This window comes from Gordonia tangerina (assembly GCF_021556435.1).
In the GTDB taxonomy this organism is placed as follows: domain Bacteria; phylum Actinomycetota; class Actinomycetes; order Mycobacteriales; family Mycobacteriaceae; genus Gordonia; species Gordonia tangerina.
In genome coordinates, this window is sequence record NZ_JAKGCU010000007.1 from 1 (window position 1) to 14780 (window position 14780).

Consider the following 14780-nt stretch of genomic DNA (forward strand, 5'->3'; position numbering starts at 1 on the left):
GCGGGTGGTGTGGTTTCTCGGTGTGGTTGTCGTGTGCTCGATCAGCGGGTGGTGTGGTTTCTCGGTGTGGTTGTCGTGTGCTCGATCAGCGGGTGGTGTGGTTTCTCGGTGTGGTTGTCGTGTGCTCGATCAGCGGGTGGTGTGGTTTCTCGGTGTGGTTGTCGTCTGCTCGGTTGGCGGTGGGGACGGAGACGGGACCGGCTCAGCTGAACGGCGGGCGGTCGTCGATGCGGGTGGAGACCCGGCCGGCGGTGCGCCAGGCGCGCGCGACGAGGTCGGCGTCGTCGGGGGTGATGAGGTTGCCCATCACCCGCACGACCATCGACATCAGCCGGGCCGACCGGATGCCGGGGCGGCCGAGGGCCGGCACGGTCTGCGGCATGGTGAGCAGCCCGGCCAGGCGGCGGGCGGCGGAGAAGGCCAGACCGTAGTGCTCCACCAACAGGTCGCGCCATCGGGTGGTGTGGTCGGTGGAGTCGGCGAGGAGCTCGACGGCCAGCCGGCCGGTCTCCAGCGCGTAATCGATGCCTTCCCCGTTGAGCGGGTTCACGCAGGCCGCGGCGTCTCCGATGAGCATCCAGTTCGGTCCGGCAATGCCGGTGACGGCTCCGCCCATCGGCAGCAACGCGGAGGTGAGTAACTGCGGGGTGCCGGTGATGGCCCACTCGTCGCCGACCATCGCCGCGTAGTGCTCCAGGATCGGGCGCAGCGCCATGTGTGCCGGACGCTTCGCGGTGGCCAGCGCGCCGACACCGACGTTGAGCAGCCCGCCCGACAGCGGCAGCGGGCCGGGCGCGACGTCGCCGAGCGGGAACACCCAGCCGTAGCCGGGGAGCAGATCGCCGTCGGGACCGCGTAGTTCCAGGTGCGAACCCATCCAGTGATCGTCGGCGCGACTCGACGGCACATACGCGCGGGCGGCGACGCCGTAGGCGGTCTCCCGATGCCACTCACGGCCGAGTTTCTTGCCCAAGCCCGACCGCACCCCGTCGGCGACGATCACCTCATCCACCGTGATCGGCGTCCGGCCGGACTCGCCCTCGACGACGACCTCGGCGATCCGGTCACCGGTCATTGTCACATCGACGGCCTTGGCGCCCTGCACCATTCGCGCTCCGCGGGATACCGCGAGAGCGCGGATGGCGTCGTCGAGCTCCATCCGCGACACGGCACTGCCGTAGGCGGGGAACCGGCCCGAGGGCCATCGGACCAACTGGTGGGCGCCCCACCCGTGCAGCGCGAGTCCGTCGATACGCGGGCGATGGGTGAGGAAATCTCCAAGACCGAGGTGACCGAGTTCGGCCACCGCGCGCGGGGTGAGACCGTCGCCGCAGGTCTTGTCGCGCGGGAACGTCGCAGCATCAAGCAGCACCACGTCGCGACCGGCGGCCGCGGCATACGCTGCGGCCGCGGAACCGCCCGGACCTGCGCCGACGACGAGGACGTCGGTGCGCTCGGGAACCGTGTGCCGGGCATCGAGCGGTGGGGAGTCGTCGCTACTCACCCGACCAGTATGTCGGGCCGCCACAACGACTAGGCTCGGCAGCACGGCAGCCGACCGATGGTGGTCGGTTGTAGAAGACGACGAGATGGAGCGGCTAGCGCAGTGAAGTCCACATTCGCCGGGCTGGACCTGGGCACCGACGAGTTCGCCGAGACGGTCCGGACGTCGTTGGCGCAGGTCGAGGATCTGTTGCTGGCCGAACTCTCATCGGGTGACGAGATCATGACCGAGGCGGCGACGCACCTGGCCAAGGCCGGCGGCAAGCGCTTTCGCCCGATGTTCGCGATCCTCGCCGCGCAGTTCGGCGGGCGGCCGGACGCGTCGGAGGTCATCACCTCGGCCACCGTGGTGGAGATGATCCACCTGGCCACGCTGTATCACGACGACGTGATGGACGAGGCGCAGCTGCGGCGTGGTGCCCCGAGCGCCAACTCGAGGTGGACCAACTCGGTGGCGATACTGTCCGGCGACTTCCTGTTTGCTCGGGCGTCGCGGCTGGTGTCGACGCTGGGCCCGGATGCGGTGCGCATCATCGCGGAGACCTTTGCCGAACTGGTGACCGGTCAGATGCGGGAGACCGTGGGCGTGGCCGACGGCGGCGATCCTATCGAGCACTACCTGAAGGTGGTGTGGGAGAAGACCGGGTCGCTGATCGCCGCGTCGGGCCGGTTCGGTGCGATGGCCGCCGACGCCACCACCGACGACGTCGAGCGGTTGTCCAGGCTCGGCGACATTATCGGCACGGCCTTCCAGGTGTCCGACGACATCATCGACATCAGCTCGGTCAGCGGCGACTCCGGGAAGACGCCCGGCACCGACCTACGCGAGGGCGTGCACACGCTGCCGGTGCTGTACGCGTTGCGCAGCGACGATGCGGCGTCGCAGCGGCTGCGGGAGCTGCTGCTCGACCCGCAGACCGGCAAGGCGCGTCCGGTCACCGACGACGCCGAGGTGGCCGAGGCCATCGAGGTGCTCAATGCGTCGTCGGGGATGACGGCCGCGCACGAGCGGTTGCGGGCCTACGCCGACGAAGCCGAGGCGGTGCTCGCGCAACTTCCCGACAGCCCCGCCCATGGCGCCCTCAGCTCCCTGGTCCGCTACACCATCGACCGCACGGGCTAGCCGCACGAGGTTGGTCGCGCGGGGTTGGCCGAAAGTTCTGGCCGCACCCGCAGTGTCTGGCCGCAGTTTCGTCTCCAACCCGGAATCGGGCGCTGCGGCCAGAACCGTCAGGGACCGACCGGGCCGACGCCGGCGTGGTTGAGGAGGTCGGTGAGGGTGCGAATCACAGCGGTGCCGACGTCGACTCCCAGCGGTGTCACGGCGAGGTCGTTGGCGTTGAGGTAGCTGTTCGGATCGGACTTCAGCGAACCGATGATGGTCTCGCAGACGATGCGGCTGCCGAGTTCGCCGAGCCGTTCACCGTTCTGCTGCACTGCGGCCTCGCGGAGGATGTAATACCAGAGCGGGGTGCGCTGGCCGAGAGCGGTGGTCTCCAGGATGTTCTTGACGTTCGCGGATTCACCGGCACCGCCCATCTGCATGATCGTCATCGGTTTGACGCCCATCGTCTCGCAGCATGCTTGCGCGGTGGGTATCGACAAGCTGTAGCCGCGCACCAGGTTCGACTTGGCCAGGTGGCCGAGGATCGGATCGCCGGTGCGCGGCCCGAGTGGCAGCGAGCCCAACCCGGCGGAGATGTTCGAGTCGATCTTGCGGGCCTTCTGGACGTTCGGGCCGCTGCCGGCGAAAAAGGTGAAGTCGAGGATCGCCGAGGACCGCAGTTGATGCGGGGTCGCGTCGCCGGTGTCGAAGAAGGTGGCGTTCGGGTTGCCGGCCGCATCGGGGCGGCTCGGCGCGAGGATGTCCATCACCGCGATCGGGCTCTGGCCACCGCGAAGCCGATACTCCGGCCGGATCATCGTGTGCCCGAAGCGGAACGCCGCCGTGGAGAACTCGAGCGGCATGAACGTCTGGCCGTGTCCGGCGGACACACCGTAATAGCGTGGCCCGTTGGCGAGCGTGTCGATGACGACACCGAGGTCACACACGCGGGCCAGATAGTCCTTCACGACGATGTACTGGTAGGCCCAACGGGTCAGCTGGCGTGCGCGAATGTGCTTGCACGCGGGCGTCCCGGCAACCTACGCGTCGTAGATCTTGTTGTAGAACAACAGGAACGCGCAGTGCAGCGCCGAGATGTTGGGGTTCTCGTCGTTGCGGGCGTCGGCGATGATCGCGACGCGGGTCGCCGGATCGCGCGGGACGTCGCGCCGAGTCGACGACGGTTGGAAGACCGTCATTTCAGATCGTTGGCGTACAGCACTTGAGACGTGGTCTCCGATACGCCGACCAGCGACGGCCCGTCCCCGAACACGCTGTCGAGATCGAGTTGCGGGCGTCGCCCGTTGTGCAGATTCGCCACCACCTCGTCGGGATCGCGTGGCGTCACCGGTTCACCCCGGCCGATCGTGGACACCGCAGACTCGCGATCCGTGCGCGCGGTGAGGTCGTGATCGATGAACTGGCCGAGGTAGGTGAGGATCGCCGGCAGCGTCGTCGAGTCGTTCGGCAGCCCGGTCTGATCGGTCGCCATCGCGTCGCCGAGTTGTTTGAGGGCGGTGATCGTCTCGCAGGACCGCGGCAACAGGCACGACGCAGAGTGCGCGGCGTCGTCGAACATGTAGCCGAAGGGTGTGGTGAACAGGAGTTCGTCTTGGGTCGCGACTTCGCCGGTATGGCTGAACTTGGTGAACATCAGGGGCCTCGTGATCGTCGTCGGGGGGGAAATCTGACGCTACGGAGCGCAGAACCCCAGGTCATGAGTAGTTCGCTACCTCATATCGGGGTGGCGGGACGACCCGCGCGGGTGCGGTGTGGAAACTCTGCCGACGCCTCGGACGTTTGGAAGAGTGAAAGCACCCTGACGACGTACGTCGGGTGATGCGCGAGAACGAGGGATGATGCACTTCAATGGTCTGAAGACCGCTGCGTTGATGGGCCTGATGTCGGCGATCATCGTCGGTATCGGGGCGATGTTCCAGAGCCCGACGATCCTGCTGTTCGCGGTGGTGATCGCGATCGGCACCAACGCCTACGTGTACTTCAACTCCGCCAAGCTGGCGTTGCGGTCGATGCATGCACAGCCCGTCACCGAGGTGCAGGCGCCGGTGCTCTACCGCATCGTGCGGGAATTGGCGACCAGTGCGCGCCAGCCGATGCCGGCCCTCTACATCAGCCCCACCGAGTCGCCGAACGCGTTCGCGACCGGCCGCAACCCGAAGAACGCCGCGGTCTGCTGCACCGCAGGCATCATGCGAATACTCGACGAACGAGAGCTGCGGGCGGTGCTGGGCCACGAACTGTCGCACGTCTACAACCGCGACATCCTGATCTCGTCGATCGCCGGCGCGATGGCGTCCATCATCACCGGCCTGGCGAACTTCGCGTTCTTCTTCGGTGGCGGCCGCAATGGCAACGGCCCGGGAATCCTGGGCGTGCTGATGATCACCCTGCTCGGTCCGCTCGCGGCGTCGGTGATCAAGATGTCGGTGTCGCGGTCGCGGGAGTACCAGGCCGACCAGTCCGGTGCCGAGCTCACCGGCGACCCGCTCGCACTGGCCTCGGCGCTGGCCAAGATCAGTGGCGGCATCGACCGCGCGCCGTTGCCGGAGGACCCGAAGATCGAGTCGCAGTCGCACCTGATGATCGCCAACCCGTTCCGTGGCGGCGGGGTGGCGAAGCTGTTCTCCAGTCACCCGCCGACCGAGGACCGGATTGCACGGCTCCACGAGATGGCGAGGCGGGGACCGCACGCGGGACGGTGATGCGTGATGCGTGATGCGCTACCCTGAGGCATGCGCACCACGCTGGACATCGACCCACGAGTGCTGGCCGCTGCGCGTGCTCGCGTGAACGACGGACGCAACGCGAGCATCGGCCAAGCGGTCTCCGAACTCGCGATGGCAGGTCTGTCCTCTGAGAATCCGCGACCGGCCGAACCGGAAGGGCTCGTGCTGCTGCCCTCTGAACCGGGCCACGTGGTGACCGACGAGATGGTCGCCCGTGCCATGCTCGACGATGAGTGACCTCGACCTGCCCGACGTCAATGTGCTGGTGGCGCTCCTTGCGCCCTCCCACGTCCATCACCGATCTGCGCAGGAATGGTTCGCCGCCACCGGACGATTCGCGACGACGCCGATCACGGAGGCCGGCCTGCTGAGGACGGCGCTCAACCGGTCGGTCATGGGCCGAGTGGTGGAGGCGGAGACGGCGTTGACCACGCTGCGCTCACTGCGGGCGCATGAGCGTTCGGTATTCCTGCCGGACGATTCGTCCCTGGCTCACGCAAGTATCGGCCTCACCGGTCTCGTCGGCTTCCGTCAGGTCACCGACCTACACCTGGTAAATCTGGCCGCACAGAATTCTGCGCGCCTGGTCACCTTCGACACGAAGATCGCACCGGTGCTGGCCCCCGACGACCAGCAGCGCATTCACACGTTGGGATGAGGGCAGCACCACCGCATGCTGACCACGCAGATCGGGGTCCTCGGCGACTCGTCGGATCAGCCGGCCGCGATGGCGTCGAGCGTTGCGAGGTCGGCGTCGTCGAGTCGCAGTGATGCGCTCGCGATGTTCTGCTCGACATGTGCCGGGTTGCCGGTGCCGGGGATGGCGAGCACATGCGGGCCCCGATGCAGCGTCCACGCGAGTCGGATTTGGGCCGGCGACGCGTCGTACTTCTCGGCGATCGAACTGATCTGCGCCTGTCCGGTCGTGTCCGGGCCATCGGGGGAGGCGCCGCTGGCGGTGGCGACCGCGAAGAACGGGACGAAGGCGATGCCCTTCGCGCCGCACAGTTCCAGCAGATCGTCGTCGCCGCGGTCGGTGAGGCCGTAGCGGTTCTGCACGCTGACGACCGGCGTCACCGTCAGTGCCTCGGCCAGCTGGTCGGCCGTCACGTTGGAGATGCCGATGTGACGCAGCAGCCCGGCGTCGCGCAGTTCGGCGAGCGCGCCGAGATGTTCGGCGATCGACGCATCGGTCTTGTCCATGCTGGTGCCGCAGCGCAGATTCACCACGTCGATCGTGTCGATCCCGAGTTGCCGCAGATTCTCCTCGACCTGCCCGCGCAGCTGCTCGGGACGCGCCATCGGCTCGAACTCGCCGTCACGCGACCGGCTGGGTCCGACCTTGGTGACCAGCGTCAGATCATCGGGGAAGGGCTGCAGCGCGGTGCTGATCAGCTCGTTGGCCAGCCGGGTCGGCGTGAAGTAGAACGCGGCCGTGTCGATGTGGTCGACGCCGAGTTCGACGGCCCGGCGCAGCACGGCGAGTGCGTCGTCGCGGTTACGGGGTGGCTCCCAGGGCATACCGCCCAGGCGCATCGCGCCCAGGCCCAGACGGTTGACGGTGCGGTCGCCGAGTCGCCAGGTGCCCGCAGCGTCGGCGGTCGGGGTCGGGGTGTGGAGGTGGTGATCAATGGTCATAGGACCACTGTGGCGAGTCCGCGGCCGCGGTGTTGTGCTCTGGCAACAAGCTGCCACACCGTCCGTGAATCGCTCTGCGGGCGCACACTGGAGGTCATGACCGACACCGACTCCGTCACCGTCGTGCGCAGCGAAGAGGAATTGTTCCGCCGCACCGAGCATCTGTTCGCGACCGCGACCGAGGTGTCGTGCGCGGCCAACGACCTGTGGACGTTCGCGTGGCAGCACGGAACGTTGGATACCCCGGAGAGGGTGGTCGGGACACAGCATCGCGGTCCCGTGCGTGTCCGCAAGATCTACCGGGCGGCGACCCTCCTCGACCCGGTCGCTGCACACCATCTGGCAGTGCGGCGCGATCAGTACGGCGCCGACATCCGGGTGACCGCCGACGAAATCAACGAAACCATCATCCTCGATCGCCGAATCGTGATCCTGGCCGGCGACCGCACGGGAGGGCAGCGCAGCTACAGCGTCATCACCCAGCCGGACGCGGTGCACGGGGTGTCGTCGCTGTTCGAGGCCGCCTGGCGCTCGGCGACCGACCTCGCCGCCTACGACGCGGGCATCGCCGACATCCGCGCGCTGGCCCCGCAGGTCCTCGACCTGCTGGGGCAGGGGGTCAAGGACGAGACCGCCGCACGCAGCCTCGGGCTCGGGGTGCGGACGTATCGTCGGCGCGTGGCCGAGCTGATGGATGCACTCGGCGCGCGATCGCGGTTTCAGGCCGGCGTGCGGGCGCGTGAGATCGGGATCGTCTAGGCGAACCTGATCTCGATACGCTGCCTCGGCTGGCGCCTCGGCGGCTACTCGATCAGCGGTTGGGGCGTCGTGTCGGGTGGGCCGGTGGTTACTCGATCAGCGGTTGGGGCGTCGTGTCGGGTGGGCCGGTGGTTACTCGATCAGCGGTTGGGGCGTCGTGTCGGGTGGGCCGGTGGTTACTCGATCAGCGGTTGTCTAGCGGTAGTTCACGAACTGCAGCGCGATCCCGAAGTCCTCACCCTTGAGTAGTGCGATGACGGCCTGGAGGTCGTCGCGCTTCTTGCTCGACACGCGCAGTTCCTCGCCCTGGATCTGCGCCTTGACGCCCTTGGGGCCCTCGTCACGGATCTTCTTGGAGATCTTCTTGGCGTGCTCGGAGTCGATGCCCTCGACGATCTTCCCGGAGATCTTGAACGTCTTGCCCGACGCCGCGGGTTCGCCGGCGTCGAACGCCTTGAGTGAGATGTCGCGGCGGATCAACTTCTCCTTGAACACCTCGAGCCCGGCCTGCGCGCGCTCCTCGGCGTCGGAGGTGATCACGATGGTCTCCTCGCCGGACCACTCGATACCGGTGTTGGTGCCGCGGAAGTCGTAGCGCTGCGACAGTTCCTTCGCCGCCTGATTGAGGGCGTTGTCGACCTCCTGGCGGTCGACCTTGCTCACCACGTCGAACGATGAATCAGCCATGACCGACAGCCTATCGTCGTGCTGCGCCGACTCCGGACCGAACCCGCGATGAGCCTCTGAACAGCCGATTTGCGTGGATGCGGGATGCTCGTTGTATTCTTCACGGCGTTGTTCTTACAGCCGTGTGAGCGGTTGGCGGAGCGGCACGGCAGGTTGCCCGAGCGGCCAAAGGGAGCGGACTGTAAATCCGTCGCGCAAGCTACATAGGTTCGAATCCTATACCTGCCACGACGTGGTAAATCGCTGATGATTCGGCGCTCGCCACCGGTCGCGACCAGCGATTTGGTGAGCGCCTGCTTCAGTGTGTAACCTCGTTAAGGCTCTCGAGCAGATCCGATCTGGGTCTGATCGGGCACGCCCCCTTAGCTCAGTCGGCAGAGCGTTTCCATGGTAAGGAAAAGGTCGACGGTTCGATTCCGTCAGGGGGCTCGCTGGACCCCAGTCCACATGGCGGTGTAGCTCAGCTGGTTAGAGCGCACGACTCATAATCGTGAGGTCGAGGGATCGAGTCCCTCCACCGCTACACATCGGTGCCGACCAGCTCGGAGCCGAACACGCAATAGGGCAGCCGAGCCCGCCACGTACCACCGAAAGAAGGCAACGAAGTGGCCTCCTCAACAGATGTTCGCCCCAAGATCACCTTGGCGTGCGAGGTGTGCAAGCACCGTAACTACATCACCAAGAAGAACCGCCGCAACGATCCCGACCGCCTCGAGATCAAGAAGTTCTGCCCGAACTGCGGCAAGCATCAGGCACATAAGGAATCGCGCTGAGCGCATCACCGGCGATTCCGGTATGAACGACTAAAGCGGGCTGCCTCTTGATCCAAGAGGCAGCCCGCAGCCGTAGGGCGAAACCCGGTCGGAGCCGACCGGCCATGCTGACGGCGACAGCTAGCAGCGCACGGGGAACGGCGCCACGGGTTGGCGAAGTGAAGGAGCGGTATCCGATGTCAGTGACCGAAGCGGAGATCCAGCAGCGGATCGAGGCACTGAAGAACGGCGTCAAGCTGACGCCGGAGGAGATCGCCGCCCACACTCAGGCGATGGTGGGCTACAACTACACCGTCGACGACTACTACGAGGTCGGTCGCGAAGAGGTCCGCAAGCACGCCCGTGCCGTCCAGGACGACCACCCCGTCCACTGGAACGAGCAGGCCGCCGCCGAGCTTGGTCACGACACCCTGATCGCCGCACCCACCTTCGTCTCCGTGCTCGGCATCATCGCTCAGCGCCGCCTGTTCGAAGACGTCGTCACCGGCTACGACCTGTGGCAGATCATGCAGACCGACCAGCGTCTGGTGTTCCACCAGCCGGTCAAGGTCGGCGATCAGCTGATCTGTGACGTCTCGCTCGAGTCCTTCCGTCAGATGGCCGGCACCGACGTGATGGTGACCAAGAACATCATCTGGAACCAGCATGACGAACCGGTGATGACCACCTGGACCAGCCTGGTGGCCCGCCCGGCCGTGGAGGCCGATCCCGACGTCCTCGACAAGCTCGAGCACGTGATGATGAAGGTCGACCGGGAAGCCGTCATGCCCAAGACGGTGCACGGTCCGTTCGAGCGGTACTCGCTGCCCGACCCGCAGGTCGATCCCAAGCCGTATTCGGCGATCGACTTCGACGACCTGACCGTCGGTCAGGAACTGCCGGCGATGACCAAGACACTCACCCGCGGCAACCTGGTGAACTACGCCGGGGTGGCCGGCGATCCCAACCCCATCCACTTCTCCGACGAGGTCGCCAAGGTCATCGGGCTGGAAACCGTCGTGGCGCACGGCATGCAGTCGATGGGACTGGGCGCCAGTTTCGTCAGCAGCTTCGTCGGAGATCCGGCCGCGATCTACGAGTACAACGTGCGCTTCACCAGCCCGGTGTACGTCCCGGCCGAGGGTTACGCCCAGGTCGACTTCACCGGCAAGATCAAGTCGCTGGATCCGGAGACCCGGCGCGGCGTGATCGCGATCGTCGCAAAGCAGGGCGACCGCAAGATCTTCGGTCGCGCGCTGGCGCACGTGCAATTCAACTGAGTGCTGCCGTCCGCGTAATCGGTGGCCCGCCGACCCCGAACGTGTCCGCGGACATCACGACTCAGGGCACTCGCGCGGATTATCCAGCTCGCACCGCTGTGCGGTGATGTCGGCGGACATCTTTCGGTGGCGCGGGGACAGGTGGTGGCCGCCGCGGACCGCATCGAGCACTTTCTCCACGGTTGTCGGCCACTCGTAGACGACGTTCTTGTACGTCAGGGGCATCCGAAGCAATCCCAGGCTGGTGGCGACCTGATCGCGCCGATGATCCTCGTCGTAGTTGTGGACCCCGGTGTGATGGGCCAAGCTGTCGATCTCGATCAGTAGCCGATCGCCCACCTTGAGGTCCACGTGTCCGAGTCCGGGGACGTACGCCTGCACCTCAACCTTCAGGCCGAGGCCGCGCAGCCGCACCCTGCCCATCGTCTCGGTGCCCGACGCTGCGCGCTCGTCGCACCTGTTGAAGCACGCCACGATGTGCTCCGGCGCGCCGTCGAATGCGGATTCCACCTCGCCGGGCGTCAGGACCTCGGCTGCGAGCAGCCCGCTGCGCATCCGCAGTGACATGTTGAGCAGCGAATCGCACACCACGGTGATGCCCTCCGGATCGAGGCAACGTAAGGCATGGCGCAGCGCGGTGTGCGGGTCGTCGAGGATGGTGGTCACCGGCAATGGGCGGCCGAAGTGGCGGCGATAGCGTCCCGGGTGATCGCGGTTGGCCTGCGAGTTCCCGCGCAGATGAACCTTGTCGACCTGCGGCGGGAGCCAGACCCCATAGTGTTCGAGGGCGGTCACGCAGCTCAGTGCGACGTGCTTGCGGACCGCCGCCAGCGCGGTGGGATCGGCCGATGGGATGGAGTACCAACCGTTGCCCTCAGGGGTGTAGATCTCGCGACGGACGTCGCGTCGCAGATCGGAATCGGTGACGTTCCTGCTGCGTAGTTCCCGCCGGGTGTAAACGCCGAAATCGTGCATGCCGGTAGATTGTGGTGCGGATCGGACGAGCTTCGATTTCGGTGTCCACAGATCTCCGAAGGCCTGTGGAGTGTCCGCCGGGATCACCACTGAGCTCGCTCGACTGGATTATCCGGTCGGTGAGGCCCAGCGGTGATGCTCGCGGACACGCGGCATCGGCGCGGCGGGCGTTCGGACCCGTTTTGGGTTCCAGGGCGCACGTGATCTACACTGAGGTGTCTGGTTTGACTTGAGACTTGCGCGCTGCCCATAGGGTGGCGCGTTGGTTGTGTGAGGAGCTTTCCTCTCAGGGTCGGGTCAGATGGCAGCTGTAACGTGGCGAGAGCCGCGGCACAGTCGCAAAGGGGCGTAGCTCAACTGGCAGAGCAGCGGTCTCCAAAACCGCAGGTTGCAGGTTCAAGTCCTGTCGCCCCTGCCCTGGTGAGGGCACACGTTGACGAGAGGACCTCGAAAGTGAGCAAGCGAGATCGAGCTGCCCGCGCCAAAGGTGCGGACGACACCGCTGCCGAATCGGTAGAGGGGCTCGAAGGTCGCGAGGACGTCGAGGAGACCGGCGCGGAGTCGAGTGAACTCCGTCCTTCGGGCAAGCGCTCGTCGCGCCGTCGTTCGTCGACGAGTGCCTCCAGCACCGGCGGCGACGCGGAGACCGGCAGCGGTTCCGCGGTCGCGGTCAAAGAACGCAAGAAGAAGGCCGATGCAGGCCAGAGCCGCAACCCGTTCGTTCGGATCTGGGTCTTTCTGCAGCAGGTCGTCGCCGAACTGAAGAAGGTCATCTGGCCCACCCGCCGGGAGATGATCACCTACACGATCGTCGTGCTGGTTTTCGTGATCATCATGACCGCATTCATCTCCGGTCTCGACCTGGTCTTCGCCAGGGGAGTCCTCTGGCTCTTCGGCTGACGATCCACGCAAGCGGACCGCGGCCGAGCCAGGACGACCGGAAACGAAAGAGGAGCGTGGGCTGCAGTGAGCACCCCGGAGAACGAGATCGAATCGACCACTGAGTCGGCCGACGCCGTCGATGCGTCGGCGGTCGATGCTGTCGACGAGACCAACGACCCGGGTGTCGAGGCTCAGGTCGAGGCTGCCGCAGACGATGAGGCAGCTGTCGACGGCGGCGAGGTCGCCGTGGAAGAGGCCGAGGCAGTCGAGGACGCCGTCGCCGACGAAGCCGAGGTGGCCGACGAGGTCGCAGCCGAAGAGGCCCCCGCCGAAGAAGCCGACCCGGTCGAGGAACTGCGCAAGCAACTGCGTCGCGCGCCCGGCGACTGGTACGTCATCCACAGCTACGCCGGTTACGAGAACAAGGTGAAGGCCAACCTTGAGACCCGCGTGCAGAACCTCGACGTGGGCGACTACATCTTCCAGGTCGAGGTGCCGACCGAAGAGGTCACCGAGATCAAGAACGGCCAGCCGAAGAAGGTCAACCGCAAGGTGCTGCCGGGCTACATCCTGGTGCGCATGGACCTCAACGACGAGTCGTGGGGCGCGGTGCGCAACACCCCCGGTGTGACCGGATTCGTGGGAATGACCTCCAAGCCGTCGCCGTTGTCGCTCAACGAGGTGCTGCAGTTCCTGATGCCGCGCGTCGAGGCCAAGAAGCCGGCCGCACAGAAGGGCGCGGCGGCCGAGGGTGTCGAGGCTGCCGCCGCCGCGGCGACCGCAGTTGTCGAGGTCGACTTCGAGGTCGGCGAGTCGGTCACCGTCATGGACGGCCCGTTCGCGACGCTGCCCGCGTCGATCAGCGAGGTCAACGCCGAACAGCGCAAGGTCAAGGTGCTCGTGTCGATCTTCGGTCGCGAGACACCGGTGGAGCTCGGCTTCAACCAGGTCGAGAAGATTTAGCTCGGTTCGGTCCCTGAGGAGCGCCCGCGAGGAACGAGCGGGCGTCACGAAGGGCCGAACGAAAGACTTCCACGTCTCCAGCGGGCGTGGATATGCAAGGAACAAACAAGGAACAAGGATGCCTCCCAAGAAGAAGAAGCTCGCCGGCATCATCAAGCTCCAGATCCAGGCAGGTGCGGCCAACCCGGCTCCGCCCGTGGGTCCGGCGCTCGGTCAGCACGGCGTGAACATCATGGAGTTCTGCAAGGCGTACAACGCGGCGACCGAGTCGCAGCGTGGCAACGTCATCCCGGTCGAGATCTCGGTCTACGAAGACCGTTCGTTCGACTTCAAGCTGAAGACCCCGCCCGCCGCCAAGCTGCTACTCAAGGCCGCCGGTCTGCAGAAGGGCTCGGGCGAGCCGCACACCAAGAAGGTCGGCAAGGTCTCGATGGATCAGATCCGCGAGATCGCCAAGACCAAGCAGGAAGACCTCAACGCCACCGACATCGACCAGGCCGCGAAGATCATCGCCGGTACTGCTCGGTCGATGGGCATCACGGTCGACGGCTGATCTCGCTGGATCTCGATACGCTGCTCGCCTAGCGGCTCGCAGCTACTCGATCAGCAGGGATTTTTGCGACTCGGTCGGCAGGGATTCGCTCTACTCGATCAGCAGAGAAGAACACCGCGTGGGAGGGCCGGCTCGGCCCACTAACCACCAACCCGAATCAATTCACGGAGAAAGAACAGAGCAATGGCACAGAAGAGCAAGGCCTACCGCGCCGCCGCGGAACAGGTCGATCGCGACAAGCTGTACAGCCCGCTGGAAGCTGCACAGCTTGCCAAGGACACGTCGTCGAAGAACACCGATGCGACCGTCGAGGTCGCCATGCGCCTGGGCGTCGACCCGCGCAAGGCCGACCAGATGGTCCGCGGCACCGTCAACCTGCCCAACGGCACCGGTAAGACCGCCCGCGTGATCGTGTTCGCCGCCGGCGACAAGGCCGCCGAGGCCACCGCCGCGGGCGCCGACGAGGTGGGCGCCGAGGACCTGATCGAGAAGATCCAGGGCGGCTGGCTGGAGTTCGACGCCGCGATCGCCACCCCGGACCAGATGGCCAAGGTCGGCCGCATCGCACGTGTCCTCGGACCGCGTGGCCTCATGCCGAACCCGAAGACGGGCACCGTGACCACTGACGTCACGAAGGCCGTCAACGACATCAAGGGCGGCAAGATCACCTTCCGCGTCGACAAGGCGTCGAACCTGCACTTCGTCATCGGCAAGGCGTCGTTCGACACCGAGAAGCTGGCGGAGAACTACGGCGCAGCGTTCGACGAGATCATGCGCGCGAAGCCGTCGGCTGCGAAGGGCCGCTACATCAAGAAGATCACCGTCTCCACCAACACCGGCCCGGGCATCCCGGTCGACCCGGCGGTGACGCGTAACTTCACCGAGGCGCCGCAGGCCTGACGCCACGACGCCACGACGTCACCACAAAACCCCCGA

General features: G+C 66.2%; 18 protein-coding genes and 4 tRNA genes. 15 read left to right on the top strand and 7 right to left on the bottom strand.

From position 1 onward, the window contains the following. Positions 1–202: 202 nt before the first annotated feature. Entirely contained in the window at positions 203–1504 is a 1302-nt protein-coding gene (locus tag L1892_RS09930) for a geranylgeranyl reductase family protein (protein ID WP_235723436.1), read from the bottom strand. 102 nt (positions 1505–1606) lie between these two features. Between L1892_RS09930 and L1892_RS09935 the strand changes: the two genes are divergently transcribed. Then, positions 1607–2626 (top strand): polyprenyl synthetase family protein, encoded by a 1020-nt coding sequence (locus tag L1892_RS09935; protein ID WP_308191695.1) that lies wholly within the window; start codon positions 1607–1609, stop codon positions 2624–2626. 107 nt (positions 2627–2733) lie between these two features. On the opposite strand, the gene L1892_RS09940 is transcribed toward L1892_RS09935, so the two are convergent. The 3 genes from L1892_RS09940 to L1892_RS09950 form a co-directional block, all read right to left on the bottom strand. Then, entirely contained in the window at positions 2734–3576 is an 843-nt protein-coding gene (locus L1892_RS09940; protein ID WP_235723438.1) for a peroxidase family protein, read from the bottom strand. 72 nt (positions 3577–3648) lie between these two features. Beyond that, positions 3649–3807, bottom strand: a complete 159-nt coding sequence (locus L1892_RS09945; protein ID WP_235723439.1) for a hypothetical protein — start codon at positions 3805–3807, stop codon at positions 3649–3651. After that, positions 3804–4262, bottom strand: coding sequence for a peroxidase family protein (locus L1892_RS09950; RefSeq protein WP_235723440.1), 459 nt, complete (start codon positions 4260–4262; stop codon positions 3804–3806). The genes L1892_RS09945 and L1892_RS09950 overlap by 4 nt, the downstream gene beginning before the upstream one ends. A 205-nt stretch (positions 4263–4467) precedes the next feature. Between L1892_RS09950 and htpX the strand changes: the two genes are divergently transcribed. From htpX to L1892_RS09965, 3 genes are read left to right on the top strand one after another with little or no spacing between them, the layout of a single operon-like run. Further along, positions 4468–5331: a zinc metalloprotease HtpX gene (htpX, locus tag L1892_RS09955; protein WP_235723588.1), complete on the top strand. Its 864-nt coding sequence runs from the start codon at positions 4468–4470 to the stop codon at positions 5329–5331. Between the two features lie 30 nt (positions 5332–5361). Further along, the gene (locus L1892_RS09960; RefSeq protein ID WP_235723441.1) at positions 5362–5592 is read left to right on the top strand and encodes a hypothetical protein; all 231 of its coding nucleotides are present in this window, start codon (positions 5362–5364) and stop codon (positions 5590–5592) included. Next, positions 5585–6013 (top strand): TA system VapC family ribonuclease toxin, encoded by a 429-nt coding sequence (locus tag L1892_RS09965; protein ID WP_235723442.1) that lies wholly within the window; start codon positions 5585–5587, stop codon positions 6011–6013. The genes L1892_RS09960 and L1892_RS09965 overlap by 8 nt, the downstream gene beginning before the upstream one ends. A 56-nt stretch (positions 6014–6069) precedes the next feature. On the opposite strand, the gene L1892_RS09970 is transcribed toward L1892_RS09965, so the two are convergent. Continuing rightward, positions 6070–6993, bottom strand: a complete 924-nt coding sequence (locus L1892_RS09970; protein ID WP_235723443.1) for an oxidoreductase — start codon at positions 6991–6993, stop codon at positions 6070–6072. A 96-nt stretch (positions 6994–7089) separates the two neighbouring features. On the opposite strand from L1892_RS09970, the gene L1892_RS09975 reads away from it, so the two are divergent. Next, positions 7090–7752, top strand: a complete 663-nt coding sequence (locus L1892_RS09975) for a hypothetical protein (RefSeq protein ID WP_235723444.1) — start codon at positions 7090–7092, stop codon at positions 7750–7752. A 195-nt stretch (positions 7753–7947) separates the two neighbouring features. Here L1892_RS09975 and L1892_RS09980 read toward each other — a convergent pair whose 3' ends face one another. Continuing rightward, on the bottom strand, positions 7948–8439 hold the full coding sequence (locus L1892_RS09980) for a YajQ family cyclic di-GMP-binding protein (protein ID WP_160900477.1): 492 nt from the start codon (positions 8437–8439) through the stop codon (positions 7948–7950). A gap of 147 nt (positions 8440–8586) precedes the next feature. Between L1892_RS09980 and L1892_RS09985 the strand changes: the two genes are divergently transcribed. The 5 genes from L1892_RS09985 (at position 8587) to L1892_RS10005 (ending at position 10471) form a co-directional block, all read left to right on the top strand. After that, a tRNA-Tyr gene (locus L1892_RS09985) sits at positions 8587–8667 on the top strand. Positions 8668–8795: 128 nt separating this feature from the next. Then, a tRNA-Thr gene (locus L1892_RS09990) sits at positions 8796–8868 on the top strand. Between the two features lie 20 nt (positions 8869–8888). After that, positions 8889–8962 (top strand) — tRNA-Met (locus tag L1892_RS09995). Between the two features lie 82 nt (positions 8963–9044). Then, the gene (gene rpmG, locus L1892_RS10000) at positions 9045–9212 is read left to right on the top strand and encodes a 50S ribosomal protein L33 (protein WP_003929651.1); all 168 of its coding nucleotides are present in this window, start codon (positions 9045–9047) and stop codon (positions 9210–9212) included. Positions 9213–9388: 176 nt separating this feature from the next. Continuing rightward, complete coding sequence (locus L1892_RS10005) at positions 9389–10471, top strand: fused (3R)-hydroxyacyl-ACP dehydratase subunits HadA/HadB (RefSeq protein ID WP_235723445.1); 1083 nt, start codon at positions 9389–9391, stop codon at positions 10469–10471. A gap of 54 nt (positions 10472–10525) precedes the next feature. Here L1892_RS10005 and L1892_RS10010 read toward each other — a convergent pair whose 3' ends face one another. Next, complete coding sequence (locus tag L1892_RS10010) at positions 10526–11446, bottom strand: putative endonuclease domain-containing protein (RefSeq protein ID WP_235723446.1); 921 nt, start codon at positions 11444–11446, stop codon at positions 10526–10528. A gap of 342 nt (positions 11447–11788) precedes the next feature. Between L1892_RS10010 and L1892_RS10015 the strand changes: the two genes are divergently transcribed. From L1892_RS10015 to rplA, 5 genes are all read left to right on the top strand, one after another. Further along, positions 11789–11861: transfer RNA gene (locus tag L1892_RS10015), tRNA-Trp, on the top strand. Between the two features lie 38 nt (positions 11862–11899). Beyond that, complete coding sequence (gene secE / locus L1892_RS24870) at positions 11900–12346, top strand: preprotein translocase subunit SecE (RefSeq protein WP_235723447.1); 447 nt, start codon at positions 11900–11902, stop codon at positions 12344–12346. A gap of 66 nt (positions 12347–12412) precedes the next feature. Next, positions 12413–13291 carry a transcription termination/antitermination protein NusG gene (nusG, locus tag L1892_RS10025; RefSeq protein WP_235723448.1) on the top strand — a complete coding sequence of 293 codons (879 nt, stop codon included), beginning with the start codon at positions 12413–12415 and terminating at the stop codon, positions 13289–13291. A gap of 118 nt (positions 13292–13409) precedes the next feature. Further along, positions 13410–13844, top strand: coding sequence for a 50S ribosomal protein L11 (gene rplK, locus L1892_RS10030; protein ID WP_235723449.1), 435 nt, complete (start codon positions 13410–13412; stop codon positions 13842–13844). 183 nt (positions 13845–14027) lie between these two features. Continuing rightward, positions 14028–14744: a 50S ribosomal protein L1 gene (gene rplA, locus L1892_RS10035; protein ID WP_235723450.1), complete on the top strand. Its 717-nt coding sequence runs from the start codon at positions 14028–14030 to the stop codon at positions 14742–14744. The last annotated feature ends 36 nt before the right edge of the window (positions 14745–14780 follow it).

Coding starts and splice junctions, on each gene's coding strand:
- L1892_RS09945 (WP_235723439.1), bottom strand. CDS start 3,807: ATGACGGTCTTCCAACCGTCGTCGACTCGGCGCGACGTCCCGCGCGAT.
- L1892_RS09950 (WP_235723440.1), bottom strand. CDS start 4,262: ATGTTCACCAAGTTCAGCCATACCGGCGAAGTCGCGACCCAAGACGAA.
- htpX (WP_235723588.1), top strand. CDS start 4,468: ATGCACTTCAATGGTCTGAAGACCGCTGCGTTGATGGGCCTGATGTCG.
- L1892_RS09960 (WP_235723441.1), top strand. CDS start 5,362: ATGCGCACCACGCTGGACATCGACCCACGAGTGCTGGCCGCTGCGCGT.
- L1892_RS09965 (WP_235723442.1), top strand. CDS start 5,585: ATGAGTGACCTCGACCTGCCCGACGTCAATGTGCTGGTGGCGCTCCTT.
- L1892_RS09970 (WP_235723443.1), bottom strand. CDS start 6,993: ATGACCATTGATCACCACCTCCACACCCCGACCCCGACCGCCGACGCT.
- L1892_RS09975 (WP_235723444.1), top strand. CDS start 7,090: ATGACCGACACCGACTCCGTCACCGTCGTGCGCAGCGAAGAGGAATTG.
- L1892_RS09980 (WP_160900477.1), bottom strand. CDS start 8,439: ATGGCTGATTCATCGTTCGACGTGGTGAGCAAGGTCGACCGCCAGGAG.
- L1892_RS10005 (WP_235723445.1), top strand. CDS start 9,389: ATGTCAGTGACCGAAGCGGAGATCCAGCAGCGGATCGAGGCACTGAAG.
- L1892_RS10010 (WP_235723446.1), bottom strand. CDS start 11,446: ATGCACGATTTCGGCGTTTACACCCGGCGGGAACTACGCAGCAGGAAC.
- rplK (WP_235723449.1), top strand. CDS start 13,410: ATGCCTCCCAAGAAGAAGAAGCTCGCCGGCATCATCAAGCTCCAGATC.
- rplA (WP_235723450.1), top strand. CDS start 14,028: ATGGCACAGAAGAGCAAGGCCTACCGCGCCGCCGCGGAACAGGTCGAT.